Source organism: Devosia sp. XK-2 (genome assembly GCF_037113415.1).
Classification (GTDB): Bacteria; Pseudomonadota; Alphaproteobacteria; order Rhizobiales; family Devosiaceae; genus Devosia.
Window position 1 is genome coordinate 1109052 of the sequence record NZ_CP146608.1, and the last position, 22990, is coordinate 1132041.

The following is a 22990-nucleotide window of genomic DNA, read 5'->3' on the forward strand; positions in this document are numbered from 1 at the left end:
GCACTGCGCCATGCGTGACGATGACATTGCCAATACCATGCGTGCCCTGGGGCATCCGGTACGGTTGGAAATCCTGCGTATCTTGGCTACCCAGCAGCAGGGCCAATGTTGTTGCGCCGACGTCACTGATAGCCTGACCCTGGCGCAATCGACTGTATCTCAGCACATCAAGGTCCTGCTCGATGCGGGGCTTATCGAGCGCAAGCCGCATGGCACGCGCAATCGCTACTGCCTCCGCCATGACAGGCTGGCCGAACTCAACTCGGCCTTCGGAGGTCTCCTCAAGGGGCTGGCGCCCATCGCCGCCAACAAGGAAACGGAACAGGCCTGATGGCTTTAGACAGCGCTGAAAAGAAACCGTCCGTCAGCGCGGACGAAGGCTCGGTATTCTCGACCGTTCGCAATCTCTGGTCCTATATGTGGCCCGAAAACCGGTCCGACCTGCGGATGCGTGTGGTCATGGCGCTGGCGGCGCTACTGGCCAGCAAGGTCGCCACCACGCTCATTCCCTTCGCCTATAAAGGGATCATAGACAGTCTCGATGGGACCAGTCCCGACAAGACGCTGATCCTGGGGCTGGCCATACCGCTGGTTCTCGTCATCGCCTATGTAGTCGGCAACATTGTCGATGCCGGTTTCCAGCAACTGCGTGACGTGTGGTTTGCCAGTGTCGGTCAGCACGCGGTGCGCAAGCTGGCGCTGCAGACCTTCCACCATATGCACCGCCTCTCTCTGCGCTTTCATTTGCAGCGGCGCACCGGCGGCCTTTCCCGCGTTATCGAGCGTGGTACCAAGGGCATCGAGACGGTCGTCCGCTTCGCCATGCTCAACATTGCCCCCACCATTGTCGAATTCGTCGTGGTGGCAGTCATTTTCGTCTGGCTTTTTGGCATCAGCTATCTTGGCGTGCTGGTCGTGATGATCTGGGCCTATCTCTATTTCACGATCAAGGCTTCCAACTGGCGCATTTCCATTCGCCGGGCCATGAACGACAGCGATACCGATGCCAATGGCAAGGCTATCGATAGCCTGCTCAATTTCGAGACGGTCAAATATTTCTCCAATGAGGAGATGGAAGCCAGGCGCTTCGACAAGGCCATGGAAGGCTACGAGCGCTCGGCCATTCGCATCTGGAGCTCGCTCGGCTTCCTCAATTTTGGTCAGGCCGTCATTTTCTACGGCGGGTTCCTCATCATCTCCATCATGGCCATTCTGGGCGTCATGGATAGCAGGCTGACACTGGGCGATTTCGTCCTGCTCAACACTTTCCTGATGCAGATCTATCGACCGCTCAACTTCATCGGTTTCGTTTATCGTGAGTTGCGCCAGGGCCTTACGGACATCGAAGAGATGTTCAAGCTGCTCGATCAGGACCCCGAGATCCAGGACAAGCCAGAGGCCAGGCCCCTTGCCGTCACGGGTCCGGTCATCCGTTTCGAGGATGTTAGCTTTCACTACGATCCCGATCGTCCAATTCTGAAAAGCGTCAGCTTCGAAGTGCCTGCCGGCAAGACGGTGGCCATTGTCGGCCCCACCGGCGCGGGCAAATCCACCATTTCGCGCCTGCTGTTCCGCTTTTACGATGTGACAGGCGGGCGCGTGACCATCGATGGCCAGGACCTGCGGGACGTCACCCAGGAAAGCCTGCGCTCGGCCATCGGCATGGTCCCGCAGGACACGGTCCTGTTCAACGATACCATCGGCTACAATATCGAATATGGTCGTCCCGGTGCTTCGGCCGACGAAGTGCGCGAAGCTGCACGCATGGCGCAGGTCGCCGATTTCATCGAGACTCTGCCCAAGGGCTACCAAACCCCGGTGGGCGAGCGCGGCCTGAAGCTGTCTGGTGGCGAGAAGCAGCGCGTGGCCATTGCCCGCACTATTCTTAAGTCACCCTCCATCCTCATCCTGGATGAGGCGACATCCGCGCTCGACACCAAGACCGAGCGGGACATTCAGGCCGCTCTTGACGAGGTGTCGCGCAATCGCACCACCGTGGTCATAGCCCACCGTCTGTCCACCGTGGTCAATGCCGACGAGATTCTGGTCTTGCGGGATGGGCAGGTCGCCGAACGGGGCAATCACGCGCAACTGCTGCAGCAGGCGGGCCTTTACGCTCAGATGTGGAATCGCCAGCGCGAGGCCAATGAGGCCGCCGAACTTCTGGCACGTACACAGGATGACCCCGACGGCTTCGTCAAGCGCGGCCTTCCTGCCGCGGAGTAGTCAACCACTCCTCGGATCGTTTCACGTTCACTCTATCGCGGTTCTCACGCCCTCCCCATGGAGGGGAGGGGTGGCGGCGGCCTTGCGGACGACCGGTATCCCTCGATCCTCCCCAAAAGGGGGAGGCGGCAAAGGCGCGGCAACCTGGCTACTACTGAACTGCCCTATTGCAGAACGGCCAGGGCCGCGTTGAGAGTGAGAACGATGATCGTGGCCATGCCAACGCCCCAGAAGAACGAGCGCAGCTTGTTGATGCCAGCCCAGTAGCTCAGCGTGAACCCAATACGAACAGCGGCGTAGGTCAACGCAGCCCCGGTAATGAGAGCATTCTCCGCGTCTGTCACAACGAGAATCATGGCGGCAGGAACGACCATGCCCGCCGATTCCAGATTGTTCTGCAGCGTTCTTGCTGCCCTCCCTGAAAATCCCTCCCGGCCAAGCGGGGTCGATCGGTCCGTGAAGATGAAAGCCAGTCCCCTTGATCCGACTGTGTTCAGGTGCTGGACGGCGGCCGAAATAAAGACAAGGGCACCGGCGGTGAGCAGGGGGATGGAGGCAAACATCATGAGCATTCCTGGCTGGTAATGCGCGGAATATCATGGTTCATTGTCGCACAGTAAACGCACATGTTTTGGCGTTGAATGTGCAGGAATGTTCAATGCGTTCTACGGATCTCGCCATCATCGCCGCACTCGAGAGCGCTGGCACCTTCACCGGAGCTGCGCGGCTGCTCGGCGTTGCGCATACAACCATTTCGCGAAAGCTCAAGGAGCTCGAAGCCCATTTCGGCGCCCGCCTGGCTGATCGGCGGGACGATGGTGTCATGCTGACGCCGGAAGGCGAACGCCTGCTTGAAAGTGCGCGGCGGATCGAGGCCGAACTGGCAGGGCTGGAACGTGACATTACCGGCCGTGATCACCGTCTGACAGGTCATATCAAACTGACAACGGTGGACGCGCTGGCCTGGCTCTACATGCCCGTCCTGACCCGTTTCCGCGCAAGGCACCCGCAGATCGACCTGGCTGTCGAAGTTGGGTCGGAACTGCGCAACCTGTCCAGGCGCGAAGCCGAGGTCGCCCTGCGCGCCACCAATTCGCCTGACGACCATCTGTTTGGACGGGAACTGGGCAAGCTCGACTTCTATCCCTATGCCCGCGCCGACATTGCCGCCGATCCCGAAACCATGCCCTGGCTCGAATATGGCAATCGCGATTGCAGCCAGCCTGCTGCCCGCTGGCTCCGGCGCGTCCATCCCACTGCCCGGCCGCAGGCCAGCGTGCCGACACCACTGATGATGTATCGAGCCGTCGAAACCGGTTTGGGGGCAGGGCTGGTACCCTCAGCTCTCGCCGGCCAATCGCCCGGTCTCACTCGCCTGGCCGACGAGCCGGCTTTTTCCATCGCCATCTGGTTGCTCACCCCCATGGAACTGCGCCAGACGGCCCGTATCAGGGCATTGTTCGAGGCGTTTTTGTCTGCCTAGCCAAGCGAGGTCGTATGCCCTCGCAACCATGCCTCTAACACGTCCTTGTGGAACGTCCTGGCCTCAAGGTGGCCGTAAATGAAGCGCTCGATCTCGTCGTTCTCGGCTGCAATGTCAGCGCCATTTAACTGCAGGAAAAGTTCTACACAGGCGTAGGCGACGCGCTTGTTTCCGTCAACGAAGCCATGGTTCATCGCCAGGCTTTCCCATAGCGCGGCAGCTTCTTCCACCAGGTCAGCATAGTAGCCCGTTTGGGGCCTCAGCAGTGCAGCTTCGATCGATCCCGGATCGCGTACACCACCCGCGCCACCGAATGTCTCAATCAGCAATTCATGTATTCGCAGGGCCTCATCCAGCGTGAGGTAGGTGATAGACATCGCTTATTTGGCCAAGGCCTCGTAGAGCGATTTGCGCCGCTCCATGCTGCGTTGCATGAGCTCATCGATCGCAGGGCGTACCTTGGGCATAGCGCCTTGCTTCTCCATGGCAGCGAACTGCTCGGGGGAAACCATGACACCAACATCACGGCCATTTTTCTGGATACGGACAGGCTCCGTTCGGGCCAATTCCAGCAATTGCCCAAACTTGTTCTTGGCATCGGTTGCGGACATGGTCCCCATGGTCGGCTCCATCAGCTGAATTAGCTAACTTAATATTCAGCTAAAATGGCTAAAAAGTAAAGGCCCGCATCGCTGCGGGCCTTTTTTCACTCACTGAAGCGATGCGGTTATTCCGCCGCATCCCTCCTGCTCACCACCGTGACGCCATTGGCCTCTTTTTCCTTGAGGCCTGCATCCTTGGAAACGATGTAGCGCTTGGCGCTGTCCATATCATCCGGGATTTCCACGGCCATGCCGTCAAAGCCCGCGGGCGCAGCCATTTCCTTGCGGCGGAAGGGGCTGGCGAGCCAGGCGCCAATCGCCGCAAAAATGGTTCCGAGCCACTTGATCTGGGCCCACATCACGGTCGGTGCGGTGATCATAACCGGCACCATTACTAGCGTCAGGGCCGTCGAGAAGAACAGGCCCGAAACCAGCGCGGCCGAGAGGTGAACGAACCAGGAGCCGGCAATACCGCCCACCACGATCTCGCGGCGGATGAAGTCGAACTCCACATTGGCCCACATCGGGATAACGCCCAGCGCGGTCAGGAATGCGGTCAGCAGCACCGGGCGCACGCGCTGGCTCACGGTGAGCAGCATGGCCTTGACCGCCTCGACATTCTGGTGCCGGTGGTAATCGTTATAGGTGTCGATCAGCACGATGCCGTTCTTCACCACGATGCCTGCCAGCGCCACGATGCCGAGCCCGGTCATGATGGCCGAGAAGGACATTCCCGTGGCCAGCATGCCCAGCAGCACCCCGGCCACCGACATGGCCACCGTCGTCAGGGTCACCATCACCTGGTAGAAGCTGTTATATTCGAGCAGCAACACGAAGAAGATGATCGCCAGCGCCATGACCATGGCCTGCATGATGAAGGCATTGGCGTCGCCCATCTGCTCTTCAGCACCGCCGAATTCCACCGTTACGCGATCAGGGAAATCCTGCTGGTCAATCCAGGCCTGCAGTTCCTTCACCTTGTCGGCGGCATAGACGCCCTCCGGCAGGTCGGTGAGCCCGGCCGCCACATTCATCGTATAGACCTGGTTGCGGCGGGCAATATTGGCCACCTTGGGCACGGCCTGCCGCTCGATGAAGTTGGAAACCGGAATGAGCCCCTGTGCGGTGGCAATGCGCATGGAGTCGAACGCGTCGAACGTCCTTTCGTCCTTGGGCAGGCGCACCCGGATATCGAGCTCATCGCCGGTATTGGCATCGCGATAAGTGCCCAGCTTCACGCCCGATGTCACCAACTGCACATAGGGTGCCAGTTCGCGCACGCCGATGCCGTACTTGCCGGCCTCGGCGCGATCGACGGTGATCTGCCAGTCGATACCGGGCGAGGGCCGTCCGTCCTCGAGATCCACCACTTCCGGCCAGCTTGCCAGATGGTCGCGGATAGCCGTCACGACGGGAACAAGGTCATCATAATTGGTGCTTTCCACCCGCATATTGATGTCCTTGCCGGCCGGCGGACCGCTCTCGGCCGCCAGCAGCTGGATGTCGAGACCGGCAATGTCCTTCACCCGATCACGGATGTCGGCAAAGATTTTCTCGGCCGGAAGGCGCTCGCTCCACTTGGTGAGCTGAAGCTGGAAATTGCCGATCGTGTCGGGCGGCATCGTGCTGAAGGCGCCGTTCGAGCCGAACTGCATGATCACGTCCTGGATGCCCTGGACCTGAGTGAGCTCGTTCTCGATCTCCACCAGCATGTCGCGGATTTCTTCCGGCGAGTAGTTGCCGCGTCCCACAACGGCGACCGTGGCAAATTCGGGTTCAGATGCCGGGAAGGCCTCCGAGCCGGTGGGGTTCATCGCATAGGACACGAAAATGGTGGCAATGATCGCAAAGCCTACGGCCAGCGTCGGCAGCGGCCAATGTAGGAGCTTTTCCATCGTCCGCACGTAGATGCCGGTCAGGCCGCCCACCTTTTTGGCGTCGAACTTGTCCGGATACATCACGATATCGGCCTTGGCCTTCTCTTTCTCGTCCACATGCGTGGAGGCGATAAGCGAACCGATAACCGGCATGAAGATCAGCGCCGAAATGAACGAGGCGACCATCACGATAATCACGATCGTCGGCAGATAGCTCATGAATTTGCCGATAATGCCGGGCCAGAACAGCAGCGGGATGAACGCACCCAGCGTCGTCGCCGTGGCGCCGACCACCGGCACGAACATCTTGCGCATGGCCATGATGAAGGCTTCCCGCTTGGGGATGCCCTCCTGCAGCTTTCGCTCGGCATATTCGACCACCACCACCGGGTCGTCGACCAGCACGCCCACCGCAATCACGAGCCCGAACATCACCATCATATTGATGGTCATGCCCAGGCCCTGCGCGACCAGAAACGCCATCATGAACGAGAGCGGGATCGACATGCCGATCATGATGGCAGGCCGCACGCCCAGCGTCGCAACGCAGGTAATCAGCACCAGGGCCACCGCAGTCAGCACCGCCGCTTCCAGCGAACGGAACAGGGCCGTCGTGGTTTCCGCCTGATCCAGGAAGAACGAGTAGGCAACCCCGCTCGGCCAGTCTTTGGCGACCTCAGCGGTCACCTCGCGCACCTTGTTGGAGGTGTCGATAATATTGGTACCCAGCTTCTTGGAGATGCCCATGATCAGGGCAGGGGAGCCGTTGACATGGGTATATTCGGTGGCATCCGCCAGGGTACGGGTGATCGTGGCAACGTCCCCGAAGGTCACAACCGTATTGCCGTCGGTCTTGAGCGGCAGGTTGAAAACGTCCTCGGCAGTGGTGATCAGGCCCGGCACTTCAACATTAAACGAACCCTGCCCGGTATTGAGAGTGCCACCGGCAACCACCATATTGTTGCGGGCCAGCGCGTCGAAGAGCTGGCTGGCGGTCAGGCCGTAAGCCTCCAGGCGCAGCAGGTCCACGCGCACTTCGAGCTGTTCCTTGCGAGCGCCTGAAAGTTTGGCCTCCCGCACTTCAGGAATGGCTTCCAGGGCGTCCTGCAATTGCTCCGCCCGACGCACCAGTTCCTTTTCCGGCGCGGTGCCATAGACGGCCACCGACATGATCGGGCCGATGAAGTCGATTTCCGAAACGACCGGATCATTGGCTTCGTCAGGCAGCTTTGCCTTCACCGCATCCATCTTGGCGCGGGTATCGGCCAGGGCCTGATCCTTGTCGGTATTGATGTCGAACTCGAGGAATATCGAAGTATGCCCGGTGGTCGAGGTCGAACTGATATTGTTCAACCCGGGCAGGTTAGAGAGCTCTTCCTCGGCCGGCTTGGCTAGCAGGTTCTCCGCGTCACGCGGGGAAACGCCGGACTGGCTGATCGAGACATAAAGATAGGGAACGTCGATGGCCGGGAAGCTTTCCTTGGGCATCGATATATAGGCGGTCGTGCCTGCGGCCAGCACAATGACCATAATCGTCAGGACAACGCGCGGCATCCTGAGGATTCTTTCGATGAAATCGAGCATGGCTGGCGTCCCTAGCTTGCAGTGGTTTCAGCGGTCACCGGGCTGGCGTCGACGGCCTGTCCGGCATTCACATTTTCCTGTCCGACGGTAATGATGTCGGAAATCAGAGGCAGGCCCGTGACCCACACGCCTTCGCGCGTGTCGCTCACAATGGTGATCGGGTAGAAGACCACAACGCCATCTTCCACCGTCCGCACACCCAGAATGCCATCGTCATTCAGGGTCAGGACAGATTGTGGCAGCAGGTGCCCCGGCGTCGTGCCGATATTGACGATTGCTTCGGCGGTGACGCCATCGCGGATAGCGAAGTCATCATTGGGGATTTCGATTTCCGCGGGGAAGGCGCGGGTGGCATTGTCCGCAACCGAGGAAACATAGGTCACCTCGCCCTCCACGCTCTGGCCGGTAACCGTCTTGATGGTGGCCTCAAGACCGGTTTTAGCCAAACCGATATGCGCCTCAGGCACCATGCCGGTGAAGACGATGGGGTTGAGCTGCACGATCGTGGCGCATGGGGAACCAACATTGAGCATGGTCCCGGCCACGGCGACCGGATCCTGCACGAGGCCGGCCACCTTGGCCACGATCTCGGTGCGATCCAGTTCCGCCTTGGCATTGTCCAGACCTGCCTGGGCCTGGGCCAGGGCTACCTCGGCGGCCGTCGCACTATTGGCGGCCGCCAGTCCACGCTCGCGCAGATCGGCATTGGTGTCGAAATTGAGCTGCGCCTGCGCCAGGGCCGCCTCGGCCTGGGCTACGGCTGCCGCGCGGGTGCCCTGGTCAAGGGTGCAAAGCGGATCGCCTACATCCACGCGCTGGCCTTTGGTGACATGCACCACATCCACAGTGCCAGCCGTTTCGGCCACGGCGGTCACGGTTGCCTTGGCCTGGGTGCGGCCACGCAGCGGCACTTCCACGGGCATGGACTGGGCCGTGAACCGCTGGATGCGCACGCTCTGCAGCGGCGCGCTGGCACCGGTCGTTTCTTCATTGCGCTGGGCGATGGTCAGTGCCGGGTCGACTTCGGGCTCATGATGCTCGGCCAGCAGCCCGGCATCGCTCAGCGCCGTCGCCACCGGGCCATGTTCCTCGCCCTCGATGACCGAAATGATCGGCTTTTCGCCATTGCCTGGGCCCTGTCCGCCCTGGACGAGAGTTCCGGTTGCCAGCCAGCCACCTGCAAGCAGCAGGATAGCAAGGGCCAGCCCATAAGAAAGCAGTGCACGCATGAAGTATTTCTCGCCCCTTATTCCGCCGCGCCTTTGTGCGGCTCGGCTCGCGCCATTGTGATCAGTTCGTGCATATGGGTGCGGAAATGCTCCTCCGCAACCTTCAATACTGCACGTCCGTAATTAATGACCCACATATCTGCTGCATTGCAGCTATGCTCAGTAGTCACCTGGTCCAGTTTTTCCCGGCCCTCAATGGACCGTTTGAGGAATTCATTGCAGCGTTGTTCCACCAGTTCGCGCGGCAAAATATGTGCGAAGCGGGCGAATAGCAGGAATGGGCTGCGAAACATGTCCTCGCCCAGCGGTTCGCTGAGTTCGGCGCAAAAAGCGGCCTTGCCGGCCTCGGTAATGGTGTAGACTTTGCGCGATGGCTTGCCCGCTTGCTGCTCGGTCCGACTGGCCACTAGGCCATCATCCTCGAGCCGCGCCAATGCCGGATAGATCGAGCCATAGCTAGCCTCGACGAAATAGGCGAAATTGCCTTCCGTACACATCCGGCGAATGTCGTATCCACTGGCCTCTCCATCATAGAGAATGGAAAGGCAGAGCGTTCTGACGTTCATGCGCGCGATCCCGTGATCATATTTCGGTCCGATATATGCTCGGCCTATATATGGCTGTGGTGCCTGCTGCAAGCACTACGGGACAGAACAATGCGCAGATCGGTTAAGCACAGATTGCATGTCTGGTGCTTAACTGCTGATACCTAACAAGAACCTTTACAGTCGCGCCCGCAACGCGACCAATCGTCACGAACCGATCAGACGCCGCATTTCACTGGCCCCGGCCAAGGCCAGGTCCCGGCTCGCCGCCGCGACGAAATAGGGGTTGAGGAATTTCAACTCCCCTTTGCCATAGCGCATGGGCGCACCGTCCAGCGTCAGCACGGCGCCGCCTGCCGCTTCAAGCACAGCCTGTCCGGCCGCGGTATCCCATTCACATGTGGGGGTAAATCGCGGGTAAAGCTGCGCGTCTCCCCGCGCCAACAGACAGAACTTGAGCGAGGACCCCACAGAGACATCGCTTTCGACATCCAGCGTCCGGCACAATTGCTCCAGCGCGGCATGGCCATGGCTGCGGCTGGCCACTATGCGTGGGCGCGGCAGCAAGCCGACGCGGATGGCGCGGCGATCCACCACCGCACCCTCGACAACCCGACCGCTCCAGGCACCGCTTTGATCGCCCACGAAAATGTCGCCACTTGCCGGCGCCAGCACCACACCCATGACAGGGCGGCCATGCTCCACCAGCGCAATGTTGACGGTAAACTCGCCATTGCGCTTGATGAATTCTTTGGTGCCGTCGAGTGGATCGACAACGAAATAGCGCTCACCCAATACAGGCACGATGCCGGCGGCGACGCTCTCCTCGCCCAGCACGGGCAGGCCAGTTTCCGACAGGCGGTGGATGATAGCAGTCTCGGCAGCGGCATCAGCTTCGGTTACCGGCGAGCCGTCATCCTTGGTCACCACATGAATGGGGCGATTATAGACATCGCAGATAACCTCGGCCGCGATGATCGCAGCATCCACGGCGATGTCCGTGACTGTCGGCGAACCGGCCAGGCCAATCATGGTTGGGCCTCGCCGATCACCACATCCAGTCCCAGGTCGAGCGGCGTGGCGCCCATCGTGATCTGGCTGGTTGAAATATAGTCAACGCCGGTTTCGGCGATCGAGCGCAGGCGCTCCAGTTTGACGCCACCCGATGCCTCGAGCGTCGCGCGGCCACCATTGATCTCGACCGCCTGGCGCAGCAGTTCATTGTCCATATTGTCGAGCATGATCACCCGCGCACCGGCAGTAAGCGCTTCGTGCAGTTCCGCTAGCGTCGTCACCTCGATCTCGATGGCCACCAGATGCCCGGCAAAAGCCTCGGCGGCCTTATAGGCAGCCGTGACGCTGCCTGCGACAGCGATATGATTGTCCTTGATCAGGATGGCGTCGTTGAGCGCATAGCGATGATTGCTGCCCCCACCGCAGCGGACCGCATATTTCTCAAAGGTCCGCAATCCCGGTGTGGTCTTGCGCGTATCGCAAATGCGCGCCCTCGTGCCGGCAATGGCATCGGCATAAATCCGTGTCTGCGTGGCAATGCCGCTCAGATGATTGAGAAAATTGAGCGCCACTCGCTCGCCCGACATCACCAGGCGTGCCGGGCCCGAAATCTCGGCGACTATCCCGCCGGCGTCAATGCGGTCGCCATCGCCGAGCCGGGGAGAAAAAAGCACCCCGTCGCCCACCAGCCGGAAGGCAGCGGCGGCCAGATCTAGGCCGGCAATTACCCCGGCTTCGCGCGCCGAAAGCGTCGCCTTTGCTACCGCATCAGGTGCCAATGTCGCCTGGCTCGTTAGGTCGCCGGCCAGGCCCAAATCTTCCTCTAGCGCTGCCGCGACGGCACGTTCCACGATCAGGCGCGGCAATTGAGCGGGCAGGGCGGTCATGCAAACTCACCGGAAACATTTGTTTGGCTTGTGCTTTACGACGCGCATCCCAGCCTGACAACAGCGCTAAAGGGTATGGTTTTGTGCCGCAGAACCCTAGCGCAGCAAACTCTGCCCTCCGTCGATCCAGACCGGACTGCCGGTCACGTGCCGTGCGGCATCCGAGACAAGGAAGGCAATAACATCGGCAACGTCTTCGGCCTTGCCCGACCTGCCTTGAGTCAGCGGGATATCGCCTTCGGGAAAGGTCACGGGAATTCCGGCCTTCTCGCTGTCGCGATATTCGGTATTGTCCTTGATGTCGCTTTCAATGGCGCCGGGACACACGGCATTGATACGGATTTTCCGCCTCCCCAGCTCCAGGGCCAATTGTTTGACCATGGCGAGCTGCCCGGCCTTGCTTGCCGAATAGGCGCTCGCGCCGGGCGAGGTGAAGGTACGCGTCCCATTGATCGAGGACACTACGACGATGGCGCCGCCGCCGGCGGCCTCCAGTGCTGGCACTGCGTGGTGAATGGTGAGATAAGTGCCGCGCAGATTGACCGAGATGGTCTTGTCCCACTCCTCCGGTGTCAGGCTTTCAATGGGCGCCCACACGCCATTGATGCCGGCATTGGCCACCACGATGTCGAGCCGTCCGAACTGGCCCAGCGTCTCGGCCACCAGCGCGCGCATGCCTTGATCATCCGTGACATCGCTCACCGCAGCCCAGGCCCTGCCACCCGCGTTTTCGATCTCCGCGGCCGTCGCCTCGACCTCACTGCGTGTCCGGCTCATGACGACAACCGCTGCGCCTTCCCGCCCGAGCTTCAGCGCCGTTGCCTTGCCGATCCCCGATCCTGCGCCGGTTACCAGCGCCACCTTGCCATCCAGAAAAGTCATTGCCGTGTCTCCGCTTTGTCTGACGCAAACGCGAAGATCGGGCAATGGTTGTCAGAAATGCTCTAGAGGCGCTTGGGGTGATCCTGCTCGATAATCCCGTGAGTGAGACTGCCGGTCACCGGATAAAGCGGGATCAAACAGGCCTGCAGTGCATGGTAAAGGTCGGGCTTGCCGACAAACAGGCGCGAAGTGGGCACCAATTGCTCGGTCAGTTCGCTGTGCCAGCCGCCCCGCTCATGGTCGATCACATGGTTCTCGGCAAAATCCCACAGTTTGCGATACCAGAGCTGGTAGAAGTCGTCATGGTCATAGGAGCCAATATAGGCGGCCGCGCCGATCGCCTCGGCAATGGGCCACCACAACTTTTCGCGCATGATCGGCTGGTTGTTCCAGTCCAGCGTGTAGAAGAAGCCGCCATGCACCTTGTCCCAGCCCAGCTCGATGGCCTGGCGGAACAGGCCGCGCGCGCATTCGGTCATCCAGCTATGCTCCTTGCGGCAGAGCACGAAGAGCTGGAACAACAGGCGCGACCACTCTAGCGCATGCCCTGGCGTGGTCCCCGAGGGGCGGAACATCTCGGAGCCTAGATAGTCCTTGTCCAGGCTCCAGTCCTCATGGAAGTGCTCGGCCACGCGATAGTCGAGCTTGGCCGCGTTGCGGTTGATGATGAGGTCGGCGATCCTGGTCGCCTTTTTCAGATATTCCTTTTCCCCTGTCGCCTCATAGGCGGCCATCAGGGCCTCGGTCAGGTGCATGTTCGAATTCTGACCGCGATAGGTGCTGATCTGCCCCCAATCATTGGCGAACTCTTCGCGCACCGCCCCGGCCTTTTTGTCCCAGAAGCGCTGCTCGATCACCTCTGTGGCGTCGGCGATCACCTTGTCGGCCAGCGGATGGCCAAGCAGTTTGGCGCTCGCCCCGGCCAGCAACACGAACGCATGGCCATAGGCCTGCTTGCTGGCGTCGACATAACCATCGTCATTGAGAGACCAGACATAGCCGCCATGGCGCTGGTCGCGATGCTTCTCCCAAAGATAACGCATGCCATGATCGACGATTTCGTCCGATCCGGGCCGCCCGATCAGGCCACCTATGGTGGCACAGTGGATCATGCGGGTCGTGACGTGAATCTGTCGCACCGCATTGTCAGGCGTCAGGGGCAGCCCCTCATCTGACAATTCGAAAAATCCGCCCTTGGGATTGAGCGATGCCGCCTCGAAGAAGTCGAACAACCGGCTCGCCTGCGTCATCAGATATTGGCGATGGAAGGGGCGTTTCTGCCAGGCGCCCCAATTGGTTTCCGGCAGGGTGGTGGCGATCGTGTTCAAAGGTCTCTCCCATCCGGCGCAATCGGACCGCCGGCTCATCTCCGCACGGGTTCTACCCAATCAATAAGAACGTTGCAATTCTCGCCTTGACCTCCATGCCAGGCTGCCACGGCTCATTCCCGCGCGTACCGTTCCTCCACCCGCCTCACCTCATCGGCCGATCCAAGGATCACCGGCACCCGCTGGTGAATGTGCTCGGGCTCAATATCCAGAATGCCTTGCGCGCCAGTCGTCGAACGTCCTCCCGCGCCCTCGATCAGCCAGGCCATGGGATTGGCCTCATAGAGCAGCCGCAACCGCCCACCCTTGGCCTTCGTTTCGCTGTCGAGTGGGTAGAGAAAGATGCCGCCGCGCATCAGAATGCGGTGGATATCGGCCACCATGGAGCCGACCCAGCGCATATTGTAGCGCTTGCCGGCCGGCCCGGTTTCGCCTGCCACGCTTTCTTTCACATAGCCCGTCGTCGCCGCATCCCAGAAGCGCTCCCGCGCCGTGTTGATGGCGAATTCGCCCGAAGCCTGGGGCACTTTTGCTTCCGCCAGCGTTTGCAGCCACGCCCCGTTCCTATCCAGCGTGAACACGCTGGTCGCGCCGCTGATCCGCACGACCAGACTCGTCGCCGGACCATAGGCGACATAACCGGCCGCCAATTGGTTGCGCCCCTTCTGCAAAAGGCCACCTTCGCTCGCCAGAACAGAAAAGATCGTTCCGACAGTGACATTTACGTCCAGATTTGAAGATCCATCCAGGGGATCGGTAGCGACGATGAGCGGCCCCTGACTCGATAGATCAACGGCTTCATCCAATTCCTCCGAGATCAGAATCGAAATGGCCGGATTTTGCCGCAAGTGATTCAAAACAATGTCGTTTGAGATCACGTCCAGCGCCTTTTGCGCCTCCCCCTGCACATTGTCCGAGCCCGCAAGTCCTGTCTGTCCGGCAATGGGCGCCAGCCTGAGAATGTCGGCAAGCTCGGCTCCTGCAGCAGCCATCGACAGCACGGCGCTGGCAAGCGAGTGGTCCGCGGTCTGGCCCTTGAGCCAATGAGCCAGGTCGGTCATGCAAATCTCCTTGTTGCGCCCACTCTCCCAAACGGGCTTCGCCAGGCAAGGCCGACTTTCGGCCTAGAGCAGTTCACCATGAGCCCGATTTGCGGCGCCTTCTTTCAAAAGGGGAAGGTGACGATGGAAGCCGCGTCCGGCTGGCGTGATCGATCGACCTCACTCCTTTGCTGAATTTGGATGCAGGTCTGCAAGTTTTTGCAGAATGCCTAAAAACTGAGCAATTGAGCGACGCGCTTGCGAGGCTCATGCTCATAACGGCGCTCTCCATATCGACAATATAGGCGATACCAGCAGGTTAGCTTCTGGCACGGCAATTGCAAACTCAACGGCGACGGAAGCCGAATGGCGACTGACAAAGCTTCGAACAGAAGACAGGGACAAATTAATGCTACGCCGCACATTCATCGCATGTCTTGCAACCGGCCTTCTGGCCGCAGCCGCCGTTCCCGCCCATGCCGACGCGCTTGACGATATCAAGGCCCGGGGCACGATCCGCGTGGCGGTGCCGCAGGACTTCCCGCCCTTCGGCAGCGTCGGTCTCAGCATGGAATCTGTGGGTTATGACATCGATATGGCCAAGGCCATTGCCGACCGTCTGGGCGTCGGCGTCGAGCTTGTGCCGGTCACCAGCGCCAATCGCATTCCCTATCTGCAGACCGACCGGGTCGATCTGGTTATTTCCAGCCTCGGCAAAAATGCCGAGCGCGAAGCGGTGATTGATTTCACCAATGCCTATGCGCCTTTCTACAATGGCGTCTTCGGCGAGGCCGACCTTACCCTCTCCGGTCCTGAAGACCTGGTTGGCGTCAGCGTCGGCGTCACCCGCGGCTCGGTGGAAGATCTGACGCTGACCGAGCTGGTGCCCGAAACCGTCGAGATCAGTCGCTACGAGGACAACAACGGCACCATATCGGCCTTCCTGTCCGGGCAGGTGGATGTGATCGCCACCGGCAATGTGGTTGCTGCCGCAATACTCGAGCGCGACCCGCAGCGGCGTCCCGAGCTCAAATTCCTGGTCAAGAACTCGCCCTGCTATGTCGGCCTCAATAAGGACGAGCCGGCTCTGCTCGATGCGGTCAACACCATCATCGCCGACATGAAGGCCGATGGCTCACTCAACGCCATCTCACAGACCTGGTTCAAGGCCGATTTGCCGGCTGACCTCTAAAGCCAATGAATGCCGTCCGGCTCTGATCGGGCGGCATTTTCGCGAGCGTATCTGAAGCGGGCGAGGTCAATGCAGTATCAATGGAATTTCGATTGGCTGGCGAACTATCTGCCGGTCTTCGTCAATGGTGTGGCCATCACCATTGAACTCATCGCGGTCGGTGCCGCGCTCGGCGTTCTGCTGGGCATCGTCTGCGCCTGGGTCCGTGCGCTTGGACCGGGCTGGCTCAAGCCGCCCGTCGCCGCCTATGTGGAACTGATCCGCAATACGCCCTTTCTCATCCAGCTCTTTTTCATTTTCTTCGGCCTGCCGTCATTGGGGCTGAAACTCACCGCCCTGCAGGCCGCCAATATCGCCATGGTGGTCAATCTGGGCGCCTATAGCTGCGAAATCATCCGGGCCGGCATTCAGGCCACGCCCCGCGGACAGTTCGAGGCTGGCGCGAGCCTCGCCATGACACCGCTGCAGACCTTCCGCTACGTTGTGCTCGTGCCGGCTCTGCAACGGATATGGCCGGCCTTGGCCTCGCAAATTGTCATCGTTATGCTCGGCTCTTCGGTGGTCTCCCAAATCGCTGTGGAAGACCTCACCTTTGCTTCCAACTTCGTGCAGTCGCGCAACTTCCGGGCCTTCGAAACCTATCTGATCGCGACCCTGACATATCTGGCCCTTGCCATAGTGCTGCGCAAACTGCTTGACGGCGTGGGTTGGCTGATCTTCCCGCGGAGGAAGGTGTGATGGCCCAGTTCACCTTTTTCGACATCCTGCGCAATCTGCTCATCGCTACCCAGTGGACCGTGGTGCTCTCATTGGTCTCCTTTGCCGGTGGTGGCCTCGTTGGGCTGTTGATCTTGTTCGCGCGCATTTCCAGTCGGCCCTGGCTGCGTCTTGTGGGCCGCGGCTATGTCGAACTGTTCCAGGGCACGCCGCTGCTGATGCAGCTCTTTCTCGCCTTTTTTGGGCTGGTCCTGTTCGGTATCTCGGTCCCGGCCTGGCTGGCGGCGGGTCTGGCGCTGATCCTGTGGTCGGCGGCCTTTCTTGGCGAGATCTGGCGCGGCTGCGTGCAGTCCGTTGCCAAGGGCCAGTGGGAAGCCTCGTCCAGCCTCGGCATGGGCTATTTCCAGCAATTGCGCTACGTCATCCTGCCTCAGGCCATGCGGGTCGCCATCCCGCCCACGGTCGGGTTCTCGGTGCAGGTGGTCAAGGGCACGGCGCTCACCTCGATCATCGGCTTTATCGAGCTGACCCGCGCCGGCACCGTCGTCACCAATGCCACCTATCAGCCTTTCCTGGTCTATGGCTTGGTCGCCCTCATCTATTTCTGCCTCTGCTGGCCACTCTCAAAGGCCAGCCAGATCCTGGAGAAAAGACTCAATGTCGCTCATAGCCATCACTGACGTCCGCAAGAGCTTCGGCTCAAACGAAGTGCTCAAGGGCATCGACATCGATATTGCCCGGGGTGAAGTCATTGCCATCATCGGCAAGTCTGGCTCGGGCAAGTCGACCCTGCTGCGCTGCATCAATGGCCTGGAAACCATTGATTCCGGGTCGATTTCGGTGTCCGGAGCGCAATTGCTGACCGATGCCAGCGCTCTGCGCGAATTGCGTCTCAAGGTCGGCATGATCTTCCAGCAGTTCAATCTCTTCCCGCATTTGACGGCAGGCCGCAACGTTATGCTCTCGCAAATGGTGGTCAAGAAAACACCCAAGGAGCAGGCCGCCGCCATCGCCCGCGACATGCTTGAGCGCGTGGGGTTGAGTGAAAAGTTCGACGCCTATCCCGACCAGCTCTCCGGCGGGCAGCAGCAGCGCGTGGCTATCGCCCGGGCCCTGGCCATGCAGCCCATCGCCCTTTTGTGCGATGAGATCACCTCGGCGCTCGATCCTGAGCTGGTGGCCGAGGTGTTGGCCGTGGTCAAAGGGCTGGTCGCCGAGGGCATGACCCTGGTCATGGTCACCCACGAAATGCGCTTTGCCCGCGACGTCTGCTCGCGCGTCGTCTTCATGCATCAGGGGCGGGTTCACGAAATCGGGCCGCCCGAAGAGGTCTTTGCCAATCCAAAGACCCCCGAATTGCAGCAATTCCTGGGAATGAGCCAGGCGGCCTGACTGGCCGCCTGTCCCTTCAGGATTCCCGCGCCAGGTCGGCGAGCAAACCGGCAGCCACGCTGAGACGCGAAACGGTGATGCCCCCCTCCGTTAGTTCCTTGACGGCAGCGACGCTGCGGGCCACGCCCACCGAGCCGCGCGATACGAAGTCGTCAACCGAGCCCGCCGCCAGCACGTCAGACGTCAGGTCGCGCAGCGCCCGCATCAGATTGGCCAATGCGCGGTCCAGCGCCATCCTGTCGAAACGGTCACCCAGAATGATGGCGCGGCCATCTTCGATAATACGGAACAGGTCGAACAGCCCGGCCACGCCGAAATAGGCCTTGGCTGCACTCACGACATCAACACCGCTGCGCTCGGCTACCAGGACGATGTCGCTGGCATGGCTGAGGAAGGGCAGGGCGCCGATACTCTCCGCAAGAGCGATGGGAACGCCCTGCGCTGCGAGATTGCTGATCCGAACGTCAAGCAAGTGGCGTTGGTCCGCAGGGAGCAGTCCCTCTGTCGCGATCAGTTGCGCCACGCCCTCGCGGTGTCGCGCCACCAGCTCGGCCAGCCCCTCGGTAACCGATCCATTGCGCAGGAACCACAATGCCTCCTGCCGCAAAAGGGCCTCCACCTGTGCATAGAGAGCCAATTGCACCGAACCGGGCAAGGCGCCGTCCAATGCGTCGATTTCCGCGTTCAAGGCGCTCAGGCCATAGGCATCGCGCACCGCCGCATAGGCCAGTGCGACCTCGCCCGCGCTGGCGCTGGTCGCTGCCGTCAGTTCGGACACGAAGGCGGGCCCGCCGCGATTGATCATGGCATTGGCGAGCACCGTGGCAATCACCTCGCGTTTCAGCCGATGGCTTTCAACCTGCTCGGGATAGCTCTTGTGCAGCGTCTCGGGGAAATAGCGGAACAGTTCGCCAGCCAGATAGGGATCGTCGACGGCGGTGCCGTTCAGCAGATCATCGAACAGGGTCAGCTTGGCATAGGCCAGGATAACGGCCAGTTCCGGCCGGGTCAGGCCCTTGCCCTCTGTCGCCCGCGCATCCATTACCGCATCGCTGGGGAGAAACTCCACTTTCCGGTTGAGCAGACCGCGCGCTTCCAGGTCCTCCATCAGCACGCGGTGGTCGGGCAATTCCGCCAGCCCCGCGCGTTCGGCCAGCGATATGGCCAGGGTCTGCAGGTAATTATTGCGCAGGCACAGCGCCGCCACCTCCTCGGTCATCGAGGCGAGGAATGCATTGCGCTCCGCCATCGCCAATTGTCCCGACGCGACAACCGAAGCCATGGCGATCTTGATATTGACCTCAAGGTCGGACGAATTGACGCCGGCCGAATTGTCGATGGCATCGCTATTGATGCGTCCGCCCCGGAGTGCATAGGCGATACGCCCGCGCTGGGTCACGCCCAGATTGGCGCCTTCGCCCACCACCTTGGCGCGAATGTCGGCGGCCGTAACGCGTATCGCATCATTGGCGCGGTCGCCCACCACGCTGTCATCCTCGTCAGCCGCCTTGATATAGGTGCCGATACCGCCGAACCAGAGCAGGTCCACATCGGCTATCAGGATCGCCTTCATCACCTCGGCCGGCGTCGCCGCATCCTTGTCCAGGCCAAGCAGGGCCTTGATTTCGGCGCTCAGCGGAATGGATTTGAGCGCGCGTGAAAATACCCCGCCACCGGGCGAGATCAGGCTTTTGTCATAGTCCTGCCAACTGGACCGCGGCAGCTTGAACAGCCTGTCGCGCTCGGCAAAGCTCGCCGCCGCATCCGGGTTGGGGTCGATGAAGATATCGCGATGGTCGAATGCCGCCACCAACCGGATTTCGCGGCTGAGCAACATGCCGTTGCCGAACACATCCCCGCTCATGTCCCCCACGCCGACAACGGTGAAGGGCTCTTTCTGGATATCGCGGTCCATTTCGCGGAAATGACGTTTCACCGCCTCCCAGCCGCCGCGGGCCGTTATGCCCATCTTCTTGTGGTCATAGCCCGCTGAACCGCCCGAGGCGAAAGCGTCGCCCAGCCAGAAGCCGCGCGCCATGGCAATGTTGTTGGCGATATCGGAAAAGCTCGCTGTCCCCTTGTCGGCGGCCACAACCAGATAGGGATCGTCGCCATCTCGCCGCACCGTGTCGGCGGGCGGAACCACCACGCCCTCGACCAGATTGTCCGTTACATCGAGCAGCGTGCCGACAAATATCTTGTAGCTTTCCGTGCCCTCCGCCAGCCACGCTTCGCGCGCCATGCCGGCAGAAAGTCGTTTGGGCACAAATCCACCCTTGGCACCGACAGGCACGATGACCGCGTTCTTGACCTGCTGCGCCTTGACCAGCCCCAGCACCTCGGTCCGGAAATCCTCCGGCCGGTCCGACCACCGCAAGCCGCCGCGGGCAATGGCTCCGAACCGCAGATGCACGCCTTCGACGCGCGGCGAATAGACCGAAATTTCGCGATAGGGCCGGGGGGCAACCATGCCCTCCACCTTGCCGCTGTCGAATTTGATGGCGAGGGCCGGTCGCCTGTGGCCCTGCTCGTTGCGTTGCCAGGCATTGGTCCGCAGCGACGCTTCAATCAGGTTCTGGAACCGCCGGACGATTGTGTCCTCGTCCAGTGAGGTGATCCGGTCGAGTTCAGCGGCAATCTGGCCGCGCGCCGTCTCTGCCGCTGCTTCACGATCCGCAAGCATGGGATCATGCAGTGCCGCGAACAGCGCCACCAGAGCCGCCGCCGCGCCCCTTTGCGTCACCATGGCCTGCGCGATATAGCGCTGCGAATGCGATGTGCCGACCTGTCGCAGATAGCGCGAAAGTGCCCGTAAGAGCGCCGCCTCGCTCCAGTCCAGGCCCGCCAGCGTGACCAGCGAGTTGAGCTGGTCGCTCTCCGTATCGCCGTTCCACACGGCCAGCAGCCCGGCCTCGATCGCTTCGGCCCGCGCCAATATGTCGATGCCGGCATCCTCGGCGAGCTCGATCACCATGTCGTGCAGATAGCGCGCGACCCCGTCGCGCGGCACGATCGTATAGGTCCGCTCGTCGATCACCCGAAAGCCGAAATGCTCCAGCATGGGCACCCGGTCCGAAAGCGGAATGGCCGTGCCCTCATGGTAGAATTTGAGGCTGAGCGTGCCATCCGCGCCGATCCGCGTCGAAAGCCGAATGGCAATGCCATCGTCGCCTAGGCCCTCGAAGACGCCGATGTCGCGCAAGGCATCGGTGGCGCTGTTTCGACTCTGATAGGCGGCGGAAAAGGCCTGTTTCCAGTCGCTGGCCCGCCCCGCTTCGGGCGCCGCCGCCATGAGCATGTCGGAAAAATCGTGGGTCAGGGCCTCTACGCTCACCTCCAGCTCCCGGCGCTCAGGCCGCGGCGTGGCGCCCCCATTGCGCCCGATAATGACATGCAGCCGAACCAGGTCGCCCTCGGGGAAATTGGGATAATAGGCCGAGACCCGCCCGTCATAGATACCGGCCAGATAATCGGCGATCCGCGCCCGGACAGTCCCGTCATAGCGGTCGCGCGGCACGTAAACGAGAATGGAGACGAAATTGTCGAACCGGTCGATGCGCGGCAAAACGCGCACGCGCGGCCGATCATAAAGACCGGCAATGGTCCCGGCGAACTCCGCCAATTGCGCCGTGTCGATCTGGAACAGTTCATCGCGCGGATAACTATCCAGCGCCCCAAGCAGGGTGCGGCCCGCATGGCCTAGCGGGTCGACGCCGGACTGCCGCATCACCTCGGCGATCTTGCGCCGGATGATCGGCACCTCGGTGTGCGGCGTGGCCAGAGCCTGCGCCGTATAATGCCCCACCACCCGCAATTCGCCGCTCGCCGCCCCCGCCGCGTCGAACAGTTTGATCCCGACATAGTCCATATGGGTGCGCCGATGCACGCGGGCCCGTACATTGGCCTTGGTGACCAGCAGGGGCTCCGGCCCTTCGACGAAATCGACCAGTTGCGGTGTGCTCTCCACATAGTCAGGACCGCTGCGGAGCACTTTGAGCGTTTCGTCACGCAATATGCCCAGCCCTGAATCCGCCACCGGCTTTAGCGCGCCGTCCTCCAGCCGATATTCGCGGATACCGAGAAAGGTGAAATTATGCTCGATAAGCCATTCGATGAACCGTTCCGCCTCGTCGCGCTGAGCGGGCTTGAGCTGGCTGAGCCCATCAGATGCCCGCCGCACCCTGTCCATCATGGCCTGCCAGTCGGCGACGGCGCGCGAAACGTCGAGCAGCGTCGCCTCGATTTCCGCCCTCAGCGCTCCGATATCGGCAACCGGATCGCTCTGAATATGCAGCATGCTCACGCTATTGCCGCCTTGGGCGACAACTTTGCCGTTCTCCATATGCAGAACCGGATGGGCGAACATCCGGATTGTCCCACCCATTGATCGCAGCGCCGCCAGCGCACTGTCGACGATGAACGGCATGTCGGGACAGATGATGTCGAGCAGCATCGGCTCGCCCGCTTCCCCGGGAAGGGTGATCGCGATTTCGGTCGCCCCGGGCGCCACGCCCTTCAGCCGTTCATGACTGGCGCTCAGCGCCTCGATCAGTGCGTGCGGATCCTGCTTTTCCAGGTCATCGGCATCTGCGGCCGATATGGCCGCTATGAGCAGGCGCTGCAGGCTCTCGTCGGTCCCGGCCCGCGCTTTTGCCAGTTCCAGCAACCGCGCCTCGACTGTCGTGGTCATGCCATGCTCCCCTGTGACTCGCCGCCTCACCTTAAGCGTCCAAAATGACAGTGTCTCCACCGCCTTTTTAATGAGTGCCCGGACGCTCAGTCCGGCGCTCCAGGGCAAGCCGTTTCACTGGAACGTCAGAATTCGGCAAACTGTTTCCGCCAGTCCCCGCCCGACAACAGGTTTACCACTTGTTAAACTCTAGCAATCTGGTAGTCTTTGATCAGTCGCAATAGCAGGTCACCCAGATGCCCAAGCTGCCCCAATATGTGTCCTATGCCGGCCTCGTCGCCGCCCTGGTCTTTGGTTTTGTG

General features: G+C 61.1%; 19 protein-coding genes. 7 read left to right on the plus strand and 12 right to left on the minus strand.

All coding sequences use genetic code 11. The features are described from left to right. Positions 1–10: 10 nt before the first annotated feature. Together V8Z65_RS05350 and V8Z65_RS05355 are read left to right on the plus strand one after the other, a co-directional pair. Positions 11–331: a metalloregulator ArsR/SmtB family transcription factor gene (locus V8Z65_RS05350; protein ID WP_338723031.1), complete on the plus strand. Its 321-nt coding sequence runs from the start codon at positions 11–13 to the stop codon at positions 329–331. Beyond that, positions 331–2226: an ABC transporter ATP-binding protein/permease gene (locus tag V8Z65_RS05355; RefSeq protein ID WP_338723032.1), complete on the plus strand. Its 1896-nt coding sequence runs from the start codon at positions 331–333 to the stop codon at positions 2224–2226. The genes V8Z65_RS05350 and V8Z65_RS05355 overlap by 1 nt, the downstream gene beginning before the upstream one ends. Positions 2227–2390: 164 nt before the next feature. Here the strand turns inward: V8Z65_RS05355 and V8Z65_RS05360 are convergent, their stop codons facing one another. Continuing rightward, entirely contained in the window at positions 2391–2792 is a 402-nt protein-coding gene (locus tag V8Z65_RS05360; RefSeq protein WP_338723033.1) for an MAPEG family protein, read from the minus strand. Positions 2793–2884: 92 nt separating this feature from the next. Here V8Z65_RS05360 and V8Z65_RS05365 point away from each other — a divergent pair, with 92 nt between their 5' ends. Then, positions 2885–3709, plus strand: a complete 825-nt coding sequence (locus V8Z65_RS05365; RefSeq protein WP_338723034.1) for a LysR family transcriptional regulator — start codon at positions 2885–2887, stop codon at positions 3707–3709. Here V8Z65_RS05365 and V8Z65_RS05370 read toward each other — a convergent pair. The 10 genes from V8Z65_RS05370 to V8Z65_RS05415 all read right to left on the minus strand — a co-directional run bounded on the left by V8Z65_RS05370 (position 3706) and on the right by V8Z65_RS05415 (position 14718). Then, positions 3706–4086 carry a type II toxin-antitoxin system death-on-curing family toxin gene (locus V8Z65_RS05370; RefSeq protein WP_338723035.1) on the minus strand — a complete coding sequence of 127 codons (381 nt, stop codon included), beginning with the start codon at positions 4084–4086 and terminating at the stop codon, positions 3706–3708. The genes V8Z65_RS05365 and V8Z65_RS05370 overlap by 4 nt on opposite strands. A 3-nt stretch (positions 4087–4089) precedes the next feature. Then, positions 4090–4320: a type II toxin-antitoxin system prevent-host-death family antitoxin gene (locus V8Z65_RS05375; RefSeq protein WP_338723036.1), complete on the minus strand. Its 231-nt coding sequence runs from the start codon at positions 4318–4320 to the stop codon at positions 4090–4092. Positions 4321–4436: 116 nt separating this feature from the next. Further along, positions 4437–7742: an efflux RND transporter permease subunit gene (locus tag V8Z65_RS05380; protein ID WP_338723037.1), complete on the minus strand. Its 3306-nt coding sequence runs from the start codon at positions 7740–7742 to the stop codon at positions 4437–4439. A gap of 41 nt (positions 7743–7783) precedes the next feature. Beyond that, positions 7784–9001 (minus strand): efflux RND transporter periplasmic adaptor subunit, encoded by a 1218-nt coding sequence (locus tag V8Z65_RS05385; RefSeq protein ID WP_338723038.1) that lies wholly within the window; start codon positions 8999–9001, stop codon positions 7784–7786. 17 nt (positions 9002–9018) lie between these two features. After that, entirely contained in the window at positions 9019–9567 is a 549-nt protein-coding gene (locus tag V8Z65_RS05390) for a PadR family transcriptional regulator (RefSeq protein WP_338723040.1), read from the minus strand. A 186-nt stretch (positions 9568–9753) separates the two neighbouring features. Continuing rightward, positions 9754–10578, minus strand: coding sequence for a 3'(2'),5'-bisphosphate nucleotidase CysQ (gene cysQ / locus V8Z65_RS05395; protein WP_338723042.1), 825 nt, complete (start codon positions 10576–10578; stop codon positions 9754–9756). After that, positions 10575–11447 (minus strand): carboxylating nicotinate-nucleotide diphosphorylase, encoded by an 873-nt coding sequence (gene nadC, locus V8Z65_RS05400; protein ID WP_338723044.1) that lies wholly within the window; start codon positions 11445–11447, stop codon positions 10575–10577. The genes cysQ and nadC overlap by 4 nt, the downstream gene beginning before the upstream one ends. A gap of 96 nt (positions 11448–11543) precedes the next feature. Next, the gene (locus V8Z65_RS05405) at positions 11544–12329 is read right to left on the minus strand and encodes an SDR family NAD(P)-dependent oxidoreductase (RefSeq protein ID WP_338723045.1); all 786 of its coding nucleotides are present in this window, start codon (positions 12327–12329) and stop codon (positions 11544–11546) included. A gap of 62 nt (positions 12330–12391) precedes the next feature. Continuing rightward, entirely contained in the window at positions 12392–13648 is a 1257-nt protein-coding gene (locus V8Z65_RS05410; protein ID WP_338723955.1) for an AGE family epimerase/isomerase, read from the minus strand. A 122-nt stretch (positions 13649–13770) separates the two neighbouring features. Further along, positions 13771–14718 (minus strand): class 1 fructose-bisphosphatase, encoded by a 948-nt coding sequence (locus V8Z65_RS05415; RefSeq protein WP_338723046.1) that lies wholly within the window; start codon positions 14716–14718, stop codon positions 13771–13773. A 388-nt stretch (positions 14719–15106) separates the two neighbouring features. Between V8Z65_RS05415 and V8Z65_RS05420 the strand changes: the two genes are divergently transcribed. The 4 genes from V8Z65_RS05420 (at position 15107) to V8Z65_RS05435 (ending at position 17998) form a co-directional block, all read left to right on the plus strand. After that, positions 15107–15889 carry a transporter substrate-binding domain-containing protein gene (locus V8Z65_RS05420; protein WP_338723047.1) on the plus strand — a complete coding sequence of 261 codons (783 nt, stop codon included), beginning with the start codon at positions 15107–15109 and terminating at the stop codon, positions 15887–15889. A 69-nt stretch (positions 15890–15958) separates the two neighbouring features. Continuing rightward, complete coding sequence (locus tag V8Z65_RS05425; protein WP_338723048.1) at positions 15959–16627, plus strand: amino acid ABC transporter permease; 669 nt, start codon at positions 15959–15961, stop codon at positions 16625–16627. Then, positions 16627–17286 (plus strand): amino acid ABC transporter permease, encoded by a 660-nt coding sequence (locus tag V8Z65_RS05430; protein WP_338723049.1) that lies wholly within the window; start codon positions 16627–16629, stop codon positions 17284–17286. The genes V8Z65_RS05425 and V8Z65_RS05430 overlap by 1 nt, the downstream gene beginning before the upstream one ends. Next, the gene (locus tag V8Z65_RS05435; RefSeq protein ID WP_338723050.1) at positions 17264–17998 is read left to right on the plus strand and encodes an amino acid ABC transporter ATP-binding protein; all 735 of its coding nucleotides are present in this window, start codon (positions 17264–17266) and stop codon (positions 17996–17998) included. Before V8Z65_RS05430 ends, V8Z65_RS05435 begins: the two co-directional genes overlap by 23 nt. Before the next feature lie 16 nt (positions 17999–18014). Here V8Z65_RS05435 and V8Z65_RS05440 read toward each other — a convergent pair whose 3' ends face one another. Continuing rightward, a complete protein-coding gene (locus tag V8Z65_RS05440; protein ID WP_338723051.1) occupies positions 18015–22688 on the minus strand; it encodes an NAD-glutamate dehydrogenase in 4674 nt (1557 codons plus the stop codon). Between the last annotated feature and the right edge of the window lie 302 nt (positions 22689–22990).